Here is an 18,611-nt window from a genome sequence, read left to right on the forward strand (position 1 = left end):
GCCATCCACCGATCATCGCCACACATGAATTTAGCTCAAGGGCATACGCGGGGCTGCGAACCAGAGCGTTCGGGCCGCCGGTACTGGAGAAAGAAAGCATGAGCAACTGGTTAGTAGACAAACTGATCCCTTCGATCATGCGTTCCGAGGTCAAGAAGAGCTCGGTGCCTGAAGGTCTGTGGCACAAATGCCCGTCTTGCGAGGCGGTGCTGTATCGTCCAGAGCTGGAAAAGACCCTGGACGTTTGCCCTAAGTGCAACCACCACATGCGTATCGGCGCGCGCGCGCGCATCGACATCTTCCTCGACGCTGACGGCCGTGCCGAACTGGGCGCGGACCTGGAGCCGGTTGACCGTCTGAAATTCCGCGACGGCAAGAAGTACAAGGATCGCCTGACCGCTGCGCAAAAGCAGACCGGCGAAAAAGATGCGCTGATCTCCATGAGCGGTACCTTGCTGGGCATGCCGGTCGTGGTATCGGCCTTCGAATTCTCCTTCATGGGTGGTTCGATGGGTGCCATCGTCGGTGAGCGCTTCGTGCGCGCCGCCAACTACGCCTTGGAAAACCGCTGCCCGATGATCTGCTTCGCCGCCTCCGGTGGTGCGCGGATGCAGGAAGCGCTGATCTCCCTGATGCAAATGGCCAAGACCTCCGCGGTGCTGGCGCGTCTGCGTGAAGAAGGCATTCCGTTCATCTCGGTACTGACCGACCCGGTTTATGGCGGTGTTTCCGCCAGTCTGGCGATGCTTGGCGACGTGATCGTCGGTGAGCCGAAAGCCCTGATCGGTTTCGCCGGCCCGCGCGTGATCGAACAAACCGTTCGCGAAAAACTGCCGGAAGGCTTCCAGCGCAGTGAGTTCCTGCTGGAGCACGGCGCGATCGACATGATCATTCACCGTCAGGAACTGCGTCCGCGTCTGGGTAACCTGCTGGCACAAATGATGGGCCTGCCGACGCCAAAATTCGTCGCCGCGCCGATCGAGCCAATCGTGGTTCCACCGGTGCCTGCCAACCTATGACCCAACGCACCCTTGGCGAGTGGCTCGCCTACCTTGAACAGTTGCATCCTTCGGCCATCGACATGGGGCTGGAGCGTTCGCAACAGGTAGCGTCCCGCATGGGGCTGGGCAAGCCGGCGCCTCGGGTGATCACGGTCACCGGCACCAACGGCAAGGGTTCTACCTGTGCGTTCGTGGCTTCGTTGCTGCGGGCGCAGGGCCTGAACGTCGGTGTCTACAATTCTCCGCACCTGCTGCGTTACAACGAGCGGGTGCAGGTCAATGGTCTCGAAGCCACTGACGCCGAGCTGTGCGAGGCCTTCGCTGCGGTTGAGGCCGGTCGTGGCGACACTTCCCTGACGTACTTCGAAATGGGCACCCTGGCGGCGTTCTGGCTGTTTCAACAGGCAGGGCTTGATGCGGTGGTGCTGGAGGTCGGTCTGGGCGGACGTCTGGATACCGTCAATGTGGTCGATGCCGATATCGCGCTGGTGACCAGCATTGGTGTCGATCATGCCGATTACCTGGGCGACACCCGCGAATCCGTGGCCTTCGAAAAGGCCGGTATTTTCCGCCAAGGCGCGCCTGCGCTCTGTGGCGATCTGAATCCCCCTCAACCTCTGCTGGATAAGGCGCGCGAGCTCAATTGCCCGTTTTTCCTGCGTGGGCGCGATTTCGACTTGGGTATCACCGATTACAACTGGCAATGGCGCGGCCTTGATGCTCAGGGGCGTGTAGTCGAGTTGCATGATCTGCCATTGCTCGATCTGCCAATGGAAAACGCCGCACTGGCATTGCAGGCGTATCTGCTGCTTGGTTTGCCTTGGGTGGATGCACAGATTATTGAAGCCCTGAAAGCGACACGCGTGGTCGGTCGTCTCGATCGCCGTCAGTTCGACTGGCAGGGCAAGCGTCTGAATCTGCTGCTGGACGTGGGCCACAACCCTCATGCGGCAGAATACCTGGCCCGTCGTCTGGCCAGTCGACCGCCGGCCGGCAAGCGTCTGGCGGTGTTCGGGTTATTGGCGGACAAGGATCTGGATGGTGTTGTCGGTGAATTGAATGCTAGTGTCCAGCATTGGGCTGTCGCCCCGCTGGATTCGCCGCGGGCACGGCCCGTTGAGCAGTTGCACGCGGCGTTGCAGAACCTTGGCGCTTCGGTGACATCTTATGACAGCGTGGCCGCCGCCCTGGAAGGGCAGTGCGCGCAGGCGACGAGCGACGATGAAATTCTGTTGTTCGGATCATTTTATTGTGTCGCCGAGGCCCTTGAATGGCTGGCCCGGCACGCCACGGAGGAAGCGGCAAATGGCTTTGCTGGATAAGGCGTACAAACAGCGCATGGTCGGTGCCCTGGTGCTGGTGGCGCTGGCGGTGATTTTCCTGCCGATGCTGTTTTCCCGTCAGGACGAACAGCGCCAGGTGAGAGTCGACGCACCGGCTGCACCGCAAGCGCCAGCTGTGCCGCAAGTGCAGGTCGAGCCGGTAGTGGTGCCTGAACCGCAGGCATTACCGCAGGAGCCTGTGCCAAGCGATGACGAAATTGCCGAGCAGCAAGCGCCGTCGACACCGATTGCGCCAAGTGCTCCTGTGGCAGCGCCACCAGCGCCGCCGGCTGCCAAACCGGTCACGCCTCCAGCGCCAGTCGCCAAGCCTGTACCGGCACCTGCCCAGCCAATCGCTGCTGCACCGACCAAACCGAGTACCACCCCAAGTCGCGTCGATGCCAATGGTCTGTCGGTCAGCTGGTCAGTGCAACTGGCTAGCCTGTCGAGCCGTGAAAGCGCTGAAAGCCTGCAAAAAAACCTGCGCAGCCAAGGCTATAACGCTTATATCCGCACCGCCGATGGCAAAAATCGGGTGTTCGTCGGGCCGCTGATCGAGCGTGCGGAAGCTGATCGTCTGCGTGACTTGTTGAGCCGTCAGCAGAATCTCAAAGGTTTTGTGGTGCGTTTTCAGCCTGAGCGCGGTTAAAACTATCGCCCCGATTTGAAAAGCACTGATAATCTCAGCTTACCGACAGCCATGGGCTCTGCTAAAATGCGCCGCCTTATCTGTCTGTAGGCTGCACTGTGCCATTTACCTGGGTTGACTGGGCGATCGTTGCAATCGTCGCCATCTCCGCTTTGATCAGTCTGAGCCGCGGCTTCGTCAAGGAAGCACTCTCGCTGCTGACCTGGATCATCGCAGGAGGCGTTGCCTGGATGTTCGGTGGTTCATTGTCTGAGTACCTCGGCGGATACATCGAAACGCCGTCGGCTCGCGTGATCGCGGGCTGTGCCATCATGTTTGTCGCCACTTTAATCGTAGGCGCAATGATCAATTATCTTATCGGCGAGTTGGTTCGCGTCACCGGGCTATCCGGGACCGATCGATTCCTCGGCATGGCCTTCGGCGCTGCGCGTGGCGTGTTGCTGGTGGTTGTGGCGGTCGGGCTGTTGAGCCTGGGGCCGGTACAGCAGGACGGGTGGTGGCAAGAGTCACAGCTCGTGCCAAAATTTCTATTGGTTGCAGACTGGTCCAAAAACCTGATCCTGGGTTGGAGTAGTCAGTGGCTTGCCAGCGGAATCAGCGTACCCGCTGATATACCGTTCAAGGAGCACCTCTTGCCGACGGCCAAAACGCCTCAGTGAGTTGTGTTCAGTTCAGATCCATTAAGTAGGGGTTGCGTCGCATGTGTGGCATCGTCGGTATCGTCGGTAAGTCGAACGTCAATCAGGCGCTGTATGACGCGCTAACCGTCCTCCAGCACCGCGGCCAGGACGCTGCCGGTATCGTGACCAGCCATGATGGCCGGTTATTCCTGCGCAAGGACAATGGCCTGGTTCGTGACGTGTTCCATCAGCGTCACATGCAGCGTCTGGTCGGTCACATGGGCATTGGCCATGTGCGTTACCCGACAGCGGGCAGTTCGACCTCGGCCGAAGCTCAACCGTTTTACGTCAACTCGCCGTATGGCATCACCTTGGCGCACAACGGTAACCTGACCAACGTTGAACAACTGGCCAAGGAGATTTACGAATCTGACCTGCGCCACGTCAACACCAATTCCGATTCGGAAGTGCTGCTCAACGTGTTCGCACACGAGCTGGCCCAGCGCGGCAAGTTGCAGCCGACCGAAGAAGACGTGTTCGCTGCCGTCACTGACGTGCACAACCGTTGCGTCGGTGGTTACGCGGTCGTGGCGATGGTGACCGGTTATGGCATCGTCGGTTTCCGCGATCCGCACGGCATCCGTCCGATCGTTTTCGGTCAGCGTCACACTGACGAAGGCGTCGAGTACATGATCGCCTCCGAAAGCGTTTCGCTGGACGTGCTCGGTTTCACCCTGATTCGCGACCTGGCACCGGGCGAAGCGGTCTACATCACCGAAGACGGCAAGCTGCACACCCGTCAGTGCGCGACCAACCCGTCGCTGACCCCGTGCATTTTTGAACACGTCTACCTGGCGCGTCCGGACTCGATCATCGACGGCGTCTCGGTCTACAAGGCCCGCCTGCGCATGGGCGAGAAGCTTGCCGAGAAGATCCTGCGCGAGCGTCCGGATCACGACATTGACGTGGTCATCCCGATTCCGGATACCAGCCGCACCGCGGCCTTGGAGCTGGCGAACCACTTGGGCGTCAAGTTCCGCGAAGGCTTCGTGAAGAACCGCTACATCGGCCGGACCTTCATCATGCCGGGTCAGGCTGCACGGAAGAAGTCCGTACGCCAGAAGCTCAACGCCATCGAGCTGGAATTCCGCGGCAAGAACGTGATGTTGGTGGATGATTCCATTGTTCGCGGCACCACCTGCAAGCAGATCATCCAGATGGCTCGCGAAGCCGGCGCCAAGAACGTTTATTTCTGCTCCGCGGCACCGGCCGTGCGTTACCCGAACGTCTACGGCATTGACATGCCAAGCGCTCACGAGTTGATCGCCCACAACCGTTCGACCCAGGACGTGGCCGACCTGATCGGCGCCGACTGGTTGATCTATCAGGACCTGCCTGACTTGATCGAAGCGGTCGGTGGCGGCAAGATCAAGATCGAGAAATTCGATTGCGCGGTGTTCGACGGCCAGTACGTCACCGGTGACGTCGACGAGGCTTACCTGAACAAGATCGAGCAGGCACGTAACGATGCCTCCAAGGTCAAGACCCAGGCAGTCAGTGCGATCATCGATCTGTACAACAACTGAGTAACTACCGGCCCTGAGGGGCCGGTTTTGTATCTACTGATTAGCTCTCTATATCAAGAGCAGGGCAAGGAGTGACAGCATGAGTCAGGATTGGGATGCCGGTCGGCTGGACAGCGACCTCGAAGGCGTAGCGTTCGATACCCTGGCCGTACGCGCCGGTCAGCACCGCACGCCGGAAGGCGAACACGGTGATCCGATGTTCTTCACTTCCAGCTACGTATTCCGTACCGCCGCCGACGCGGCTGCGCGCTTTGCTGGCGAAGTGCCGGGCAACGTTTACTCGCGCTACACCAACCCGACCGTGCGCGCGTTCGAAGAGCGTATTGCCGCGCTGGAAAGCGCCGAACAAGCCGTGGCCACCGCGACCGGCATGGCCGCGATCATGGCGGTGGTGATGAGCCTGTGCAGCGCCGGGGACCATGTTCTGGTCTCGCGTAGCGTGTTCGGCTCGACCATCAGCCTGTTCGAAAAGTACTTCAAGCGCTTCGGCATCGAAGTCGATTACGTGCCCCTGGCGGACTTGTCCGGCTGGGATGCGGCAATCAAGGCCAACACCAAGTTATTGTTCGTCGAGTCGCCGTCCAACCCGCTGGCCGAACTAGTGGATATCAAGGCGCTGTCAGAAATCGCGCACGCCAAGGGCACGATGCTGGTAGTCGACAACTGCTTCTGCACCCCTGCGTTGCAGCAACCGCTGAAGCTGGGCGCAGACATCGTTGTGCATTCAGCGACCAAGTTCATCGACGGCCAAGGCCGTTGCATGGGCGGCGTTGTGGCCGGTCGCAGCGAGCAAATGAAAGAAGTCGTCGGTTTCCTGCGTACCGCCGGGCCGACCCTTAGCCCGTTCAACGCCTGGATCTTCCTCAAGGGGCTGGAAACACTCAGCCTGCGCATGAAAGCGCATTGCGCCAATGCCCAGCAGCTGGCCGAGTGGCTGGAGCAACAGGACGGCATCGAGAAAGTCCATTACGCCGGTCTCAAGAGCCATCCACAGCACGAACTGGCCCAACGTCAGCAGAAGGGCTTCGGTGCGGTCGTGAGTTTCGAGGTCAAGGGCGGCAAAGAGGGCGCCTGGCGCTTTATCGATGCGACGCGCCTGATCTCTATCACGGCCAACCTGGGCGACAGCAAAACCACCATCACGCACCCGAGCACCACCTCTCACGGCCGTCTGGCGCCGCAAGAGCGTGAAGCGGCGGGCATTCGTGACAGCCTGATCCGCATTGCGGTCGGTCTGGAAGACGTGGCAGACCTGCAGGCCGATCTGACGCGCGGGTTGGCGGCCTTGTGATTGAGTTGTCGACGCCGGCCACGGGCGCCCATGGCCGCGTCGCACTGGTCACCGGTGCTGCGCGCGGCATCGGTCTGGGGATTGCGGCCTGGCTGATCAGCGAAGGCTGGCAGGTGGTGCTGACCGATCTGGATCGGGAGCGCGGTTCGAAAGTGGCGAAGGTGCTGGGCGACAACGCCTGGTTTATCGCCATGGACGTCGCGAGTGAAGCGCAAGTGGCACTGGGCGTGGCCGAGGTGCTGGGGCAGTTTGGGCGTCTGGATGCGCTGGTGTGCAATGCGGCGGTGGCCGATCCGCATAACATCACCCTGGAAAGTCTCGATCTTGCCTACTGGAACCGGGTGCTGGCGGTGAATCTCGGCGGGCCGATGCTGTTGGCCAAGCACTGTGCGCCGTACTTGCGCGCTCACAACGGCGCCATCGTCAATCTGGCCTCGACCCGTGCCGGGCAGTCGGAACCCGACACCGAGGCGTATGCCGCGAGCAAGGGCGGTTTGCTGGCCCTGACTCACGCCCTGGCTATCAGCCTTGGCCCGGAGATCCGGGTCAATGCGGTCAGCCCCGGCTGGATCGATGCCCGCGACCCTTCCGTGCGCCGTGCCGAACCGCTGACCGACGCCGATCATGCCCAGCACCCGGCGGGCAGGGTGGGGACAGTCGAGGACGTGGCGGCGATGGTGGCGTGGTTGCTGTCGAAGAACGCCGGGTTCGTCACGGGCCAGGAGTTCGTGGTGGACGGTGGCATGACCAAGAAGATGATTTACAGCGAATAACAGGGCGGGGCGCCATCTCCAGCATTGATGTTGAATGTGCCGCCGTCTTCGCGAGCAGGCTCGCGAAAGCGGTCTGACGGTTGTCGACCTCGTTCGGAATGACACAATTTTTTGTCTTTTTCAGAAAAACTTCAAGCAGGGTATTGACTTAGCTTCGGTACCTGCGTAAATTTCGCGGCCTCGGAGATGCAAACGGGTGATTAGCTCAGCTGGGAGAGCGTCTGCCTTACAAGCAGAATGTCGGCGGTTCGATCCCGTCATCACCCACCACTTCCGAGAGTCTTGCGAAAGCAAGATGGAAGCTTTTAAAAGCCTCCACCGACGCGCAGCGGTAGTTCAGTCGGTTAGAATACCGGCCTGTCACGCCGGGGGTCGCGGGTTCGAGTCCCGTCCGCTGCGCCATATTTTCCGAGTCAGATTTATCTGATTCGAGATTGAAAAGCTTCTGAGTTTTCAATCAGACGAGTTACTTGGGCGAAAGTCCAAAGCGATACGCAGCGGTAGTTCAGTCGGTTAGAATACCGGCCTGTCACGCCGGGGGTCGCGGGTTCGAGTCCCGTCCGCTGCGCCATATCTGCCTCAAGGCCTACTGAACGCCTTGAAGCTACGAAGCAAGCCGCTGGTAACGCCAGTGTCTGTTTCGAGTCGATAGCAAAGACCCTGGTCGAAAGACCGGGGTTTTTTGTGTCTGCGATTTGGCTTTTCTTCCCTCTTGCCCTCCCGATCAGACCTTTCTGTGTGCCAGATGCATAAAGGACTTGGTTCACCGCTCCGACATTAATTAGAATCACTCTCATTTACGATAACTCCTTGGCACAGGGCTTCTTGAGATGAGTGATGCAGCGATGCCGAAGGAGCAAACCTTCCACGATTTGTACCGCGATCACCGTGGCTGGCTGGAAGGCTGGTTGAGAAGACGCATGGGCAATGGCTGTGATGCGGCGGACCTCAGTCAGGATACGTTCCTGCGTTTACTCGCCAGCTCTCAACGAATTGCCGATCTGCAAGAGCCCCGTGCCTATCTGCTGACCGTGGGCAAACGCCTGCTGAGTAATTTCTATAAGCGTCGAAGCCTCGAGCAGGCTTATCTGACGGCACTGGCGGCGCTACCGGAAGACTGTGTGCCGTCGCCCGAGCAGCGCTGGTTGTTGCTCGAAACCCTGCAAGCGCTGGATGAACTGCTCGATGGATTACCCGCGGCAGTGCGCAGGGCGTTTCTCTGGAGTCAGCTGGAAGGCTTGAACTATCAGCAAATCGCCGAGCGCCTGCGAGTATCGGAGCGCACGATCAAACGCTACATGGCGCAAGCCTATGAGCATTGCCTGTTGGTGGAACTGTGAACGGTCCAGCGCCTGATGCTCGTCAGGCGGTGCGAACTGCCGCGCAGTGGCTCGCCTTACTGGAATCTGGAAGTGCCAGTGAGCAGGATTGTGCGAATCTGCAGCGTTGGCGCGACAGTTGCGTCAGTCACGAGCAGGCTTGGCAGAAGGCTCAAGCCTTGCGTCAGCGGTTTGCCAGTCTGCCTTCAGCGTTGGCGCTCAAAAGCCTGGATCGTCCCGAGCCGGGTCGGCGCGTGGTGCTCAAGCGTGCGTTGGGTGCGGTGGCGTTGGTGCCGGCGGCATGGCTGATTAGCCGACAATTGCCCTTGGATGTCTGGCGAGCCGATCTGCATACGGCCACCGGGGAGCGCAAACAGGTGCAGCTCGCTGATGGAAGCTCCTTGCAACTCAACACCGCCAGTGCCGTCGATGTGGATTTGCAGAGCCGGCGCTTGAAGCTGATTGAGGGCGAGCTGTCGCTGAAGGTGCCGGGCGCGTCGCCGCTGATGATCCAAACGAAGTTTGGACAGATCATCGTCAGCCAAAGCGAAGTCTGTGTTCGTCAGGAGGCGCGCGGTTGCCGCGTGTCGGTGTACAACGGCACCGTGCAATTGCAGCCCTTGCAGGGACCGGCGTTGGCTTTGCGCAGTGGTCAACAAGTCAGTCTTCAAGCACTTGGTGTCGGGCCGATCAGCCCATTCGATGTGCTTGCGCCAGGTTGGCGAGAAGGCGTGCTGATGGCGAACAACCAGCCGCTGGGAGATTTCTTGCGCGAACTCGGCACTTATCGGCCGGGTGTGCTGCGTTGGGAGCCGGAGCTTGAAGCGTTGCGTGTCACCGGTAGTTTCCGTCTGGACGATACCGATCGCGTCCTCGCGTTGCTTGCGGCCAGTCTGCCGTTGGAGGTGCATTCGCGTACGCGATATTGGGTTACGTTACTGCCGCGCAAAAATAGTGTGTGAAGCCTGTCCCCTTTTTTCGACTCGCTTGTCATTCAAGGCATGTGAACGAATCAAGAGAGCTCTATCAATGCCCGCAGTAATACCTTGCTGTCCGCGCCCGGCTTCTTCCCGCCTGCGTCCGTTGTTGCACTTGAGCCTGTTGTTGGGCTTGAGTGCCAGTCCATTGTTCATCACTGCCAGTTGGGCCGAAGACAGTGCCCGGCGCAATTATCAGGTGCCTGCCGGCAGCCTGAGCGATGCGCTGACCCGGTTTGCCGGTCTGTCTGGCGTCAATCTTTCGGTCGACCCGGCACTGGTGGGAGGTCGCACCAGCCCTGGTCTTTCCGGTGAATACGCGGTCGAGGAGGGCTTTGCCCGGTTGTTGCAGGGTTCCGGTCTGCAACTGCAACCGGTGGGCGAACAGGCCTACATCCTGACCCCGGCGCCAGAAGGCAGCAGCTTGCAACTGGCCCCTACTTCGATTCTCGGTGCCACGGGCGGAACAGGCGGCGAGGTGTATGCCGGCGGCCAGGTCGCGCGCCGCGGTTCGCAAGGCTTGCTGGGCTCGCAAGACTTTATGGAGACGCCGTTCAGCATGACCACCTACACCGGCGAGGCAGTCAAAAACCTGCAGGCTCGTACCTTGGGCGACCTGATCGCCAGTGATCCCTCGGTTCGCGCCACCAACCCGGCGGGTGGGCGCTATGAGCAGTTCACCATTCGCGGGTTCAGCCTGTTCAACAGTGATGTCGCCTACAACGGTCTCTACGGCGTCCTGCCGACTTACACGATCGATATGGAGATGGCGGACCGCGTCGATATCATCAAAGGCCCGAGCCAGCTCATCAACGGCATCTCGCCGCGGGGCAGTGTGGGTGGCGGGATCAACGTGGTGCCCAAGCGCGCGACCGACAAGCCCATCACTTCGTTTACCGGTAGCTACGCTTCCGACAACCAGGTCGGCGGTGCCGTGGATGTCGGCCGGCGCTTTGGTGAAGACAACAAGTTCGGTATTCGCTTCAACGGCGTGAAGCAATCCGGCGACACCGAATGGGATCACCAGAGCGTCGACCGCGAGATGGCCGTGCTGGGCCTGGATTTTCGCGGCGAACGCCTGCGACTCTCGACGGACATCGGGCGCACCGAGCGTGATACCGATGCCCCGCAGGAGCGCGTGCAGGTCGGCGCCAACGCCAAGGTGCCGAATGCGAACGATGTGCGCGACAACTATGCGCAGCCCTGGAGCAAGGCGAGTACCAACGACACGTTCGGGATGGTGAACGGCGAATTCGATGTCAGCGATTCGGTCATGCTGTACGGCGGCGTGGGCGCGCGTAAAAGCAATCACGACTTCCTCCGGCATGCTGTTGCGGTCACCAACGACGCCGGCGATTTCAGTGTTCAGCCGCGTGACTTCACTCGTGACGAAAATGTCCGGACGGCCACGGCAGGGGTGCGCAACTGGTTTCATACCGGCCCGGTGAGCCATGAGGTCAACCTGGCCGCCAGCTATTTCTACATGGATTTCGAAAATGGTGGCGCCCGTTATGCCGCGGCCCGCAGTAATCTCTATGATCCCGTGGAAACGCCAACACCGGGCAGGCCCACTCGAGTCGATTCGAAGGTCTACACCGAGAACCGCTTCAGCGGCGTGGCGTTGTCCGACACCTTGGGTTTCTTCGATGACCGACTGCTGTTGACCCTCGGCGCCCGCTGGCAGCGCGTGAAGGTTGACGACTGGACGGATGATGTCAAAGGCGCCACGGCTTACGATGAGGAAAAGGTTTCGCCGTCGGGCGGCATCCTGTTCAAGGCAACCGATAAGTTGTCGCTGTATGCCAACTACATGGAGGGCCTGAGCCAAGGCAAGATCGCGCCGTCGACCTCTGTGAACGAGGACGAGATATTCCCGCCGTTCATCAGTCGACAGGTCGAGGTCGGTGCCAAGTATGACGCGGGTGCGTTCGCGGTGACCGCCGCGGTGTTCCGGATCAAGCAGCCGGCCTATGAGACCAACGCCACGACGCGAGTTTTCGGCCCTAACGGCAAGCGCGAGAATACGGGCGTGGAGCTGAGTGTGTTCGGTGAGCCGCTCAAAGGTTTTCGACTGCTCGGCGGTGTCATGTACATCGACAGCGAGCTGACCGACACCACCAATGGCACCTCCGACGGCAACCGGGCGCCTGCCACGCCGAAATACAACGTTAACCTGGGCGCCGAGTGGGATGTGCCGACCGTACAGGGCCTGACCCTGACCAGCCGCGGCCTCTATTCCAGCTCGCAGTATCTGGATCAGTCCAACAACAAGGAAATCGACTCCTGGGAGCGTTTCGACGTAGGTGCACGCTACGCGTTCAAGATCGACGAAAAGAACATCACCCTGCGTGCCAATGTCGAGAACGTGGCGGACAAACGCTACTGGAGTTCGGCCGGGGCCTCGGATGACAGCGAGCCTGGCTTGACGCTCGCGACCCCGCGCACCTACCTCCTTTCGGCGACGGTCGACTTCTGAGTCAGCGAAGGGGCCGTATTCAGCGGTCCCTTTTTATTTCTATCGGTCAGTATCCGAGCTTGTCCCGCAATCCGTAATACCAGGCACCCAGCGCCGCGAACGGCGTGCGCAGCAATTGTCCGCCGGGGAACGGGTAGTGGGGCAGGTCGGCAAAGGCGTCGAAGCGCTCGGCCTGACCGCGCAAGGCTTCGGCCAGCACTTTGCCTGCCAGGTGTGTATACGTCACGCCATGGCCACTGCAACCCTGTGAATAATAGATGTTGTCGCCGAGTCGCCCGACCTGGGGAAGTCGCGATAGCGTCAGCAGGAAATTGCCGGTCCAGGCGTAATCGATTTTCACGTCCTTGAGTTGCGGGAAGGCCTTGAGCATCTTCGGTCGAATGATCGCCTCGATGTTCGCCGGATCCCGCGCGCCATACACTACGCCGCCGCCGAAAATCAGACGTTTGTCGGCGCTCAGGCGATAGTAGTCGAGCAGGTAGTTACAGTCTTCGACGCAGTAGTCCTGGGGCAGCAGGCGCTTGGCCAATTCATCGCCCAAGGGTTCGGTGGCGATCACTTGAGTCCCGCAGGGCATCGACTTGGCCGCCAGTTCCGGCACCAGATTACCGATATAAGCGTTGCCGGCGACGATAATGAATTTGGCCCTGACCTTGCCCTGAGGCGTATGCACCACCGGATTGGCGCCGCGCTCGATGCGCACCGCTGGCGACTGCTCGTAGATAGTGCCGCCCAACGACTCCACGGCGGCTGCCTCGCCCAAGACAAGGTTGAGCGGATGAATATGCCCGCCGCTCATGTCGAGCATACCGCCGATGTATTGATCGCAAGCCACCACTTCACGGATGCGTCGCTGATCCAATAGCTCAAGTTGCGTGTGACCGAAACGCTCCCACAGGCGCTTCTGGGATTCCAGATGGCCCATCTGTTTGGTGGTAATGGCGGCGAACACACCGCCGTCCTTCAGGTCGCACTGGATGTTGTATTTGGCCACCCGCTCCCGAATGATCCGTCCACCCTCGAATGCCATCTGCCCTAGCAGCTGAGCTTGCTTGGGGCCGACACTGCGCTCGATCACATCGATATCACGGCTGTAGCTGTTAACGATCTGGCCACCGTTGCGCCCCGATGCGCCAAAACCCACTTTGGCCGCTTCCAGGACCGTTACCCGAAAACCGTTCTCCAACAGAAAGAGGGCAGAGGACAGACCGGTGTAACCGGCGCCGATTACACAGACATCAGTCTCTACATCATCCTGTAAGGCCGGGCGCGGAGGCGCCGCATTGGCCGACGCGGCGTAATAGGATTCTGGGTAGGGAGTGTTCGCCATCCTGCAGCCTCTGTTTAATATATTTTACGAGTGCATCGATCCTACCCGAGTTAAAAATCGACCGCCAGCCAGCGGAAAATCTTCTTTGCCACAGCAAAATTAAATATTTTGCATATTCATAGGGTTAGGTGAAAAAAAGGTGTTGACACCCCTCCGGAATTCCGTAGAATGCCGCCTCACAGCAGGCACGTAGCTCAGTTGGTTAGAGCACCACCTTGACATGGTGGGGGTCGTTGGTTCGAGTCCAATCGCGCCTACCAAACAAAATCCGCTCTGCTGGGCGGTCTAGAAGGGCTCACCGAAAGGTGGGCCCTTTTTTGTTGCCTTGGATTTCACGCAGAACGTTCACAAAATATCGGGTTCGTTCACACTGGGCAATGTGAACGCCAAAAGTGTTCGTTCAATGCTTTGATTTTTCTCTGTGTCTGAGGTGGGTCTGGGTGATCGTCAGCGAAAGAACTTTAGCGGGTCGTGCATGCCTGATCAGGCAATTCCTATTTCAGCATTGAGTCGGATGATCAGGCATTGTTGCTCTTGGTATTCAGATTTACTTTATTGCGTTTAGGAAGTGCAGCTGACTTTGAAAAAGGTAATAGTAGGCTCGGGTAGAGTTCCTGCTGCTGCGAGCATTGGAATCAACCTTGATGTTTTGATGGCGTAATACTCGATGACCGGAGTGAACCCTCCGCTCTGCTGCTGGGGGTGTCGCTGTAGAAAATTGTGCATCGTTGAAACCTGAATGCACATATCCCTTACGGTTGCCTCGGTTTCTGATCCAGCTTCTTTCGCGTGTCGAAGGAACCTTGAATACGGCTCCGATTTCTCAGAAGTGATCGAGACACGCTCGGATTCTGCAACTATTTGCAAAAAATCAGTCGAGCCTGTGGTTTTTTTCAGCAATTCGGTGAGCCGAGCGTCAATATCCTTTACCACTTGTAAAACTTCTTCTCCTCGCTTATCCAGAGCAAGCTGTCCAAGTTGTTTGGACTGTAAGTGTAATGACCATAAAACCGCAACGAATGCGAACAAGGCAAATACAGGGTTTAGAATGCCCCCAAAGTAATCGCCAAAGGCCCCCCAGACGGCCTGATCCTCGGAGCGGTGAAAGCCAAACGACAGTAAGTACACGGTTAGGATAGCGGCTATAAGGATCAGGGCTGATCCTAAGATAGCAATAAGAATGCGACGGTTCATGAACTACTCCTTGTAAAAACTCGTGACTTTACCAGAGTTGTGAACTAGAAGGTGGAGTGGTGCAGGCATAGCTGAGGCTGCCTCTTGGGGGGATGACAGGTTTCACATCACTGAGTATTGGCTCTCAATGGGGATTTTCGGCCTGACGGCTAGCACGCTGTTTAGGCATCACTACAAAACCACCTGTGGCATCGAGTCTGGGATATTTCGACGAGTATTTTCGGTCGCGCTCCTGATTTGGCCTCAAAGCTTGAAGGAATTGTTGGTTATAAAGCTCACTGCTGGTTTACCCGTGTTGCGTGAGGCGTTATTGTGAGTATTGATAAAGGCCAAATGGTGGCCCGTGAAATGGTCCAGCCCCAAAGACCTCGAATCGAGAGGGGCACTGAGTGGAAATGGTGATGGAATGCCTGATTTTTCAATAGCGATATCCTTGCTTCGTAAACCGATTGATGAGCTATATTTAAAGGTTGATAAAGAACTAAAGCAAAAAGTTGCGGTGATTCGGACTGCTGCAAAGGTAAAGCTACTCCATAAGAGGCTATATGAAAGCCAAAGAGTGAAAACCATTTGGCATACTGATCGGCCGCTCAGTCTGACATCATTTTTCTATCCAGTTCAAATAGTTAAAAACGAACCGACGCCCACAAAACCTATTCGTTTAAAGAATCTCGAACCATTTAAGAGTAATCATAATATAATATTTGGTACCGTTGGTCAGGGTAAATCTATTCTATTGCGTTATCTTTTAGGAAGTGAAATTCGATCTGGAACCAGAATTCCTATATTTATCGAGCTTAGAAATGCTGATAAAAAGACGTTGTGGGAGCATTTGGTAGATAAGTTTGCCGCAGTGATGGGGATTGCTTCCGATGATGAGCTTTTTTCTTTATTTTCAAGTGAGGGGAAAATATCGATTCTTCTTGATGGTTTTGATGAAGTTGAACCGGGAAATGTTGTCAAATTGTTGTTAGATATCGAGGAGCTTTCTTTTAAGTGCCCGGACTGCAAAATTATTTTGACTTCGAGGCCGGATTCGGAATGTAAGCATCTTACTAATTTTCATTCATATAAAATTCAACCGTTGAATCATGAGGATTTAATTGGCTTCTACAAAAAAATAACAAAGGACTCTGAGTTTTCTGCACGAATTCACTCAGCTATAAAAGCATCGCCAACCAAGATCAGAGAGCTAGTTACTACTCCGTTATTGGCTACTCTTTTGGCAATCTCCTATCGTAGTGCACAAAAAATCCCTCTTGGATTTTCAGAATTTTATGATGAGTTATTTCAAATTCTATTAATTCGTCATGATGCATCTAAGCTGGGCTGGCGTAGGCATAGAAAGTCTAAGCTTGATGATCGCCAAATTCAGCATATATTCGAGGCGTTTTGCTTTTCTACAAGAAAAAAGCAGTTCACTTCGATAGATCAAGAGGTGGCTTACCAAATAGCTGTTGATAGTATTGGTGAGGTTGGTTTTGATGCAGAGCCTCAACCATTTTTAGATGATATTAGAAAAATTACCTGTCTTCTGATTGAAGAGGGTAAAAAAATGGCATTTGTGCACGCAAGTGTCCAAGAGTTTTTCGCGGCAAGATATATTAAAACCCGGACCGACATCGTTGCTCAGCGTTTTTATGATCAGGTCCTTAATGGTAAGTGGTCGCTATGGCCTGAAGAGTTGAATTTTTTACGTCAGATAGACTCTCACAGAGCGATGAAATATTTTTACATTCCTGATGCTGAGCGAGCAGTCTTGTATATTTTGGGTGGTCAGCCCGATGTTACGAGTGAGGTTGCGATAGGTTATCTTCAATTATTGAAGGTTGTTAAGAAGCCTCGGACCACTACGAGTGCTGAAAAATATGTAGTTGAAAAAATGAGGTCCAATAATTTTAAGCACTTGGCTTCTATTGATACACAAGTGTTTTCAAAAATGTTTACTTGGAGCCCGGAAACGCCCGAGTGGATGGTTAGTTTTCAAAAAAATCCATCCAGTACAGAAAGAACGTACTATGAAATTGCGGTTGATAGAGGTGAAAGATTTGAGGCGGGTATGATTCAGTATGTCGTCACTATCATCGAAAACTTGCAAAAGGATTTTATTAGAATGAGGGGGTTGGTGGCAAAGCATGAAGAAGAAAGCGAGTTTATGGACCTTTCTTAAATTGTATTGAAGCAGTGTCAATATTTTGGGTTGCTTGTGAATCTTGAGAGTGCACATCTTTCCTAATAGGCTTCTTTGGAACGATGTGCAAAACCCAGATTTGCGATGTGAGTTGTATCATATCTTCATCCTGATAGTGGTTGAGGTCTCATGCCCCGTCAGTCCAATTCAAATCCATCAGGAAGCATCTCCAGGGCGAATGAGTGACGACAGGACACACCGAAGGAGTAGGATCGGGTGACGCACAAGGAGGTTCAGCATCATGAAGATATTATTTGCAATGACGCTGCTGGTATCAGTTCTGGGCAGCACAACGGCTACCGCTGCTACGTTCGATGGCTTCCAATGCAAGGGCGACTGCTCAGGGCATCAAGCTGGGTATGACTGGGCCGAGCAGAACGATATAGATGATGAGTCGTCTTGCAGCACTCCATCCCAATCTTTTAACGAAGGCTGCCAGTCCTACATCGATGAAAACAGCGGGACTATTTCAGGGACCACTTTATCAGATGATGAGGAAGACGATGACGAGTAGTCATTAGAAGTCGGGTCAGCACGCTCAGTTCGCCATATACGGGAATATGATCATGAAGGCAGGGATAGCTGTGGCGGTTGCACTGGTAGGGCTGATGGAGAGTGGTGCTGCCATGGCTGATGGCATTGACTTACTCGCGGACTGTTCAGAGGCCATACGCTTTCAAGAGACAAGGGTGAGCCGTGATCCTTCGGCGTCCAGTTACTGCAACGGTCAAGTCATCGGCGTAATGAACACGATGTACCTGCTGGATGAATTCCTACCGAAAGACATGAAAACCTGTTTTCCTCCCAAGTTGGTGAATAAACAAGCCGTGCGGATTGTCGTTAAACACTTGCAAGACAATCCAACCATCCTTCATCTCCCAAGCTCACACCTGATACTGGGTGCATTACATGGTGCCTACCCCTGCAAGAAGTGACCAAGACCGCTTTCCACAGGATTTTGGCCCCCCGTTTCAGACAGACTTGTATGGGGTGGGGGTCGATCTGTACGCCAGCCAGAAAAATAATGATGGGCACTTGGCCGTGAGATTCACTCGGTTCTACCCGAACTGTTGAGCGGTGTGCAGAGGGGGCGAATGGAAACGTCTGAAACCTGTAAATAAGCTGAGAGCCCTTCTGGAGCAGTCTGTGAGTCTGTTACAGACGATCAATCGCGCAGTTAGCCAGGTCACAGATATGACAAAGCCCGCTCTTGGCGGGCCTGTAGGCAGCATGGAAGACGCGATTAAATCAGTCTTTCATCTCACGCTTGATCCTGTACACAGTAGCAACACCACACTCAGCGAGCTTAGCCACATCATCGGCAGACATACCGGGATGTTTGGTCATGAGGGTAACAACTTTGTCCCACATCGCTGCATTCTTGGCCTTCCCTGCTGGCTTCCACTCAGGATCAGCGAGCTTCTTGTTCTTCAATCCTTCATTGATACGCTCAACACGCTTTTCTTGGTCCAGCCTTGCCATCGTCGCCATTAGGTCAAGAAGCATGTTGTTGATCACTTCCATGATCTGGCCCGTGATGCCCTTGTCCTCCACCATCATATGACTGGTGGGCAGGTCGGCAATCACCAGACACAAGCCTTTGTCCTTGATCGCAGTCTTGAGCGTTTCCCAATCAGCCTGTGACAGACGACTCAGGCGGTCTACAGACTCAACCAACAACACTTCACCCTTCTCGGCAGTGGCGAGCAAACGTATCAACTCTGGACGGTTGAGCTTGGTGCCGCTGATGTTTTCGCTGTAGGTGTCAGCGATGGAGAGGCCCTTGTCAGCAGCGAACGCCTCAAGCGATGCCTTGGCACGTAGCGCGTCTTGGTCTTTGGTACTGGCTCGCAAGTAGAGGTGGGCGTTCATGGCTTGACTA

General features: G+C 56.3%; 16 protein-coding genes and 4 tRNA genes. 17 read left to right on the forward strand and 3 right to left on the reverse strand.

Annotation, left to right across the window (positions count from 1 at the left end):
• Positions 1 to 98: 98 nt before the first annotated feature.
• From accD to CKW20_RS06295, 13 genes are all read left to right on the forward strand, one after another.
• Positions 99 to 1,019 carry an acetyl-CoA carboxylase, carboxyltransferase subunit beta gene (gene accD, locus CKW20_RS06235; protein WP_038980081.1) on the forward strand — a complete coding sequence of 307 codons (921 nt, stop codon included), beginning with the start codon at positions 99 to 101 and terminating at the stop codon, positions 1,017 to 1,019.
• A complete protein-coding gene (gene folC / locus CKW20_RS06240) occupies positions 1,016 to 2,323 on the forward strand; it encodes a bifunctional tetrahydrofolate synthase/dihydrofolate synthase (RefSeq protein ID WP_095052134.1) in 1,308 nt (435 codons plus the stop codon). Before accD ends, folC begins: the two co-directional genes overlap by 4 nt.
• Positions 2,307 to 2,972 (forward strand): SPOR domain-containing protein, encoded by a 666-nt coding sequence (locus CKW20_RS06245; protein ID WP_095052135.1) that lies wholly within the window; start codon positions 2,307 to 2,309, stop codon positions 2,970 to 2,972. The genes folC and CKW20_RS06245 overlap by 17 nt, the downstream gene beginning before the upstream one ends.
• Positions 2,973 to 3,070: 98 nt before the next feature.
• On the forward strand, positions 3,071 to 3,631 hold the full coding sequence (locus CKW20_RS06250; RefSeq protein WP_052965529.1) for a CvpA family protein: 561 nt from the start codon (positions 3,071 to 3,073) through the stop codon (positions 3,629 to 3,631).
• A gap of 41 nt (positions 3,632 to 3,672) precedes the next feature.
• Positions 3,673 to 5,178, forward strand: coding sequence for an amidophosphoribosyltransferase (gene purF / locus CKW20_RS06255; RefSeq protein ID WP_007905939.1), 1,506 nt, complete (start codon positions 3,673 to 3,675; stop codon positions 5,176 to 5,178).
• Between the two features lie 79 nt (positions 5,179 to 5,257).
• The gene (locus CKW20_RS06260) at positions 5,258 to 6,469 is read left to right on the forward strand and encodes an O-succinylhomoserine sulfhydrylase (protein WP_095052136.1); all 1,212 of its coding nucleotides are present in this window, start codon (positions 5,258 to 5,260) and stop codon (positions 6,467 to 6,469) included.
• Positions 6,466 to 7,242 (forward strand): SDR family oxidoreductase, encoded by a 777-nt coding sequence (locus CKW20_RS06265; protein WP_095052137.1) that lies wholly within the window; start codon positions 6,466 to 6,468, stop codon positions 7,240 to 7,242. Before CKW20_RS06260 ends, CKW20_RS06265 begins: the two co-directional genes overlap by 4 nt.
• A gap of 194 nt (positions 7,243 to 7,436) precedes the next feature.
• A tRNA-Val gene (locus tag CKW20_RS06270) sits at positions 7,437 to 7,512 on the forward strand.
• Positions 7,513 to 7,567: 55 nt separating this feature from the next.
• Positions 7,568 to 7,644: transfer RNA gene (locus tag CKW20_RS06275), tRNA-Asp, on the forward strand.
• Between the two features lie 92 nt (positions 7,645 to 7,736).
• Positions 7,737 to 7,813, forward strand: a tRNA-Asp gene (locus tag CKW20_RS06280).
• A 259-nt stretch (positions 7,814 to 8,072) separates the two neighbouring features.
• Complete coding sequence (locus CKW20_RS06285; RefSeq protein WP_007905929.1) at positions 8,073 to 8,582, forward strand: sigma-70 family RNA polymerase sigma factor; 510 nt, start codon at positions 8,073 to 8,075, stop codon at positions 8,580 to 8,582.
• Entirely contained in the window at positions 8,579 to 9,523 is a 945-nt protein-coding gene (locus tag CKW20_RS06290) for a FecR domain-containing protein (protein WP_095052138.1), read from the forward strand. The genes CKW20_RS06285 and CKW20_RS06290 overlap by 4 nt, the downstream gene beginning before the upstream one ends.
• 67 nt (positions 9,524 to 9,590) lie before the next feature.
• Positions 9,591 to 12,014 carry a TonB-dependent receptor gene (locus CKW20_RS06295; RefSeq protein ID WP_095052139.1) on the forward strand — a complete coding sequence of 808 codons (2,424 nt, stop codon included), beginning with the start codon at positions 9,591 to 9,593 and terminating at the stop codon, positions 12,012 to 12,014.
• Positions 12,015 to 12,060: 46 nt separating this feature from the next.
• On the opposite strand, the gene CKW20_RS06300 is transcribed toward CKW20_RS06295, so the two are convergent.
• Positions 12,061 to 13,344 (reverse strand): FAD-binding oxidoreductase, encoded by a 1,284-nt coding sequence (locus CKW20_RS06300; protein WP_095052140.1) that lies wholly within the window; start codon positions 13,342 to 13,344, stop codon positions 12,061 to 12,063.
• A 183-nt stretch (positions 13,345 to 13,527) separates the two neighbouring features.
• Between CKW20_RS06300 and CKW20_RS06305 the strand changes: the two genes are divergently transcribed.
• Positions 13,528 to 13,604, forward strand: a tRNA-Val gene (locus CKW20_RS06305).
• Between the two features lie 301 nt (positions 13,605 to 13,905).
• Here CKW20_RS06305 and CKW20_RS06310 read toward each other — a convergent pair.
• Positions 13,906 to 14,538 (reverse strand): hypothetical protein, encoded by a 633-nt coding sequence (locus CKW20_RS06310; RefSeq protein ID WP_095052141.1) that lies wholly within the window; start codon positions 14,536 to 14,538, stop codon positions 13,906 to 13,908.
• A gap of 406 nt (positions 14,539 to 14,944) precedes the next feature.
• Here CKW20_RS06310 and CKW20_RS06320 point away from each other — a divergent pair, with 406 nt between their 5' ends.
• From CKW20_RS06320 to CKW20_RS06330, 3 genes are all read left to right on the forward strand, one after another.
• Entirely contained in the window at positions 14,945 to 16,708 is a 1,764-nt protein-coding gene (locus tag CKW20_RS06320; protein ID WP_095052143.1) for an NACHT domain-containing NTPase, read from the forward strand.
• A gap of 262 nt (positions 16,709 to 16,970) precedes the next feature.
• Entirely contained in the window at positions 16,971 to 17,243 is a 273-nt protein-coding gene (locus CKW20_RS06325) for a hypothetical protein (protein ID WP_256584992.1), read from the forward strand.
• 52 nt (positions 17,244 to 17,295) lie between these two features.
• A complete protein-coding gene (locus tag CKW20_RS06330) occupies positions 17,296 to 17,664 on the forward strand; it encodes a Rap1a/Tai family immunity protein (protein ID WP_095052144.1) in 369 nt (122 codons plus the stop codon).
• 313 nt (positions 17,665 to 17,977) lie between these two features.
• Here CKW20_RS06330 and CKW20_RS06335 read toward each other — a convergent pair whose 3' ends face one another.
• Positions 17,978 to 18,601 (reverse strand): recombinase family protein, encoded by a 624-nt coding sequence (locus CKW20_RS06335; protein ID WP_095052145.1) that lies wholly within the window; start codon positions 18,599 to 18,601, stop codon positions 17,978 to 17,980.
• Positions 18,602 to 18,611 lie beyond the last annotated feature (10 nt).

The sequence above is a fragment of the Pseudomonas sp. Irchel s3b2 genome, assembly GCF_900187445.1.
Classification (GTDB): Bacteria; Pseudomonadota; Gammaproteobacteria; order Pseudomonadales; family Pseudomonadaceae; genus Aquipseudomonas.

Bases quoted from the DNA above. Each gene is read 5' to 3' on its own strand.
- purF (WP_007905939.1), top strand. From the start codon at position 3,673: ATGTGTGGCATCGTCGGTATCGTCGGTAAGTCGAACGTCAATCAGGCG.
- CKW20_RS06245 (WP_095052135.1), top strand. From the start codon at position 2,307: ATGGCTTTGCTGGATAAGGCGTACAAACAGCGCATGGTCGGTGCCCTG.
- CKW20_RS06330 (WP_095052144.1), top strand. From the start codon at position 17,296: ATGAAGGCAGGGATAGCTGTGGCGGTTGCACTGGTAGGGCTGATGGAG.
- CKW20_RS06325 (WP_256584992.1), top strand. From the start codon at position 16,971: ATGAAGATATTATTTGCAATGACGCTGCTGGTATCAGTTCTGGGCAGC.
- CKW20_RS06295 (WP_095052139.1), top strand. From the start codon at position 9,591: ATGCCCGCAGTAATACCTTGCTGTCCGCGCCCGGCTTCTTCCCGCCTG.
- CKW20_RS06300 (WP_095052140.1), bottom strand. From the start codon at position 13,344: ATGGCGAACACTCCCTACCCAGAATCCTATTACGCCGCGTCGGCCAAT.
- CKW20_RS06320 (WP_095052143.1), top strand. From the start codon at position 14,945: ATGCCTGATTTTTCAATAGCGATATCCTTGCTTCGTAAACCGATTGAT.
- CKW20_RS06285 (WP_007905929.1), top strand. From the start codon at position 8,073: ATGAGTGATGCAGCGATGCCGAAGGAGCAAACCTTCCACGATTTGTAC.
- accD (WP_038980081.1), top strand. From the start codon at position 99: ATGAGCAACTGGTTAGTAGACAAACTGATCCCTTCGATCATGCGTTCC.
- CKW20_RS06310 (WP_095052141.1), bottom strand. From the start codon at position 14,538: ATGAACCGTCGCATTCTTATTGCTATCTTAGGATCAGCCCTGATCCTT.
- folC (WP_095052134.1), top strand. From the start codon at position 1,016: ATGACCCAACGCACCCTTGGCGAGTGGCTCGCCTACCTTGAACAGTTG.
- CKW20_RS06260 (WP_095052136.1), top strand. From the start codon at position 5,258: ATGAGTCAGGATTGGGATGCCGGTCGGCTGGACAGCGACCTCGAAGGC.
- CKW20_RS06335 (WP_095052145.1), bottom strand. From the start codon at position 18,601: ATGAACGCCCACCTCTACTTGCGAGCCAGTACCAAAGACCAAGACGCG.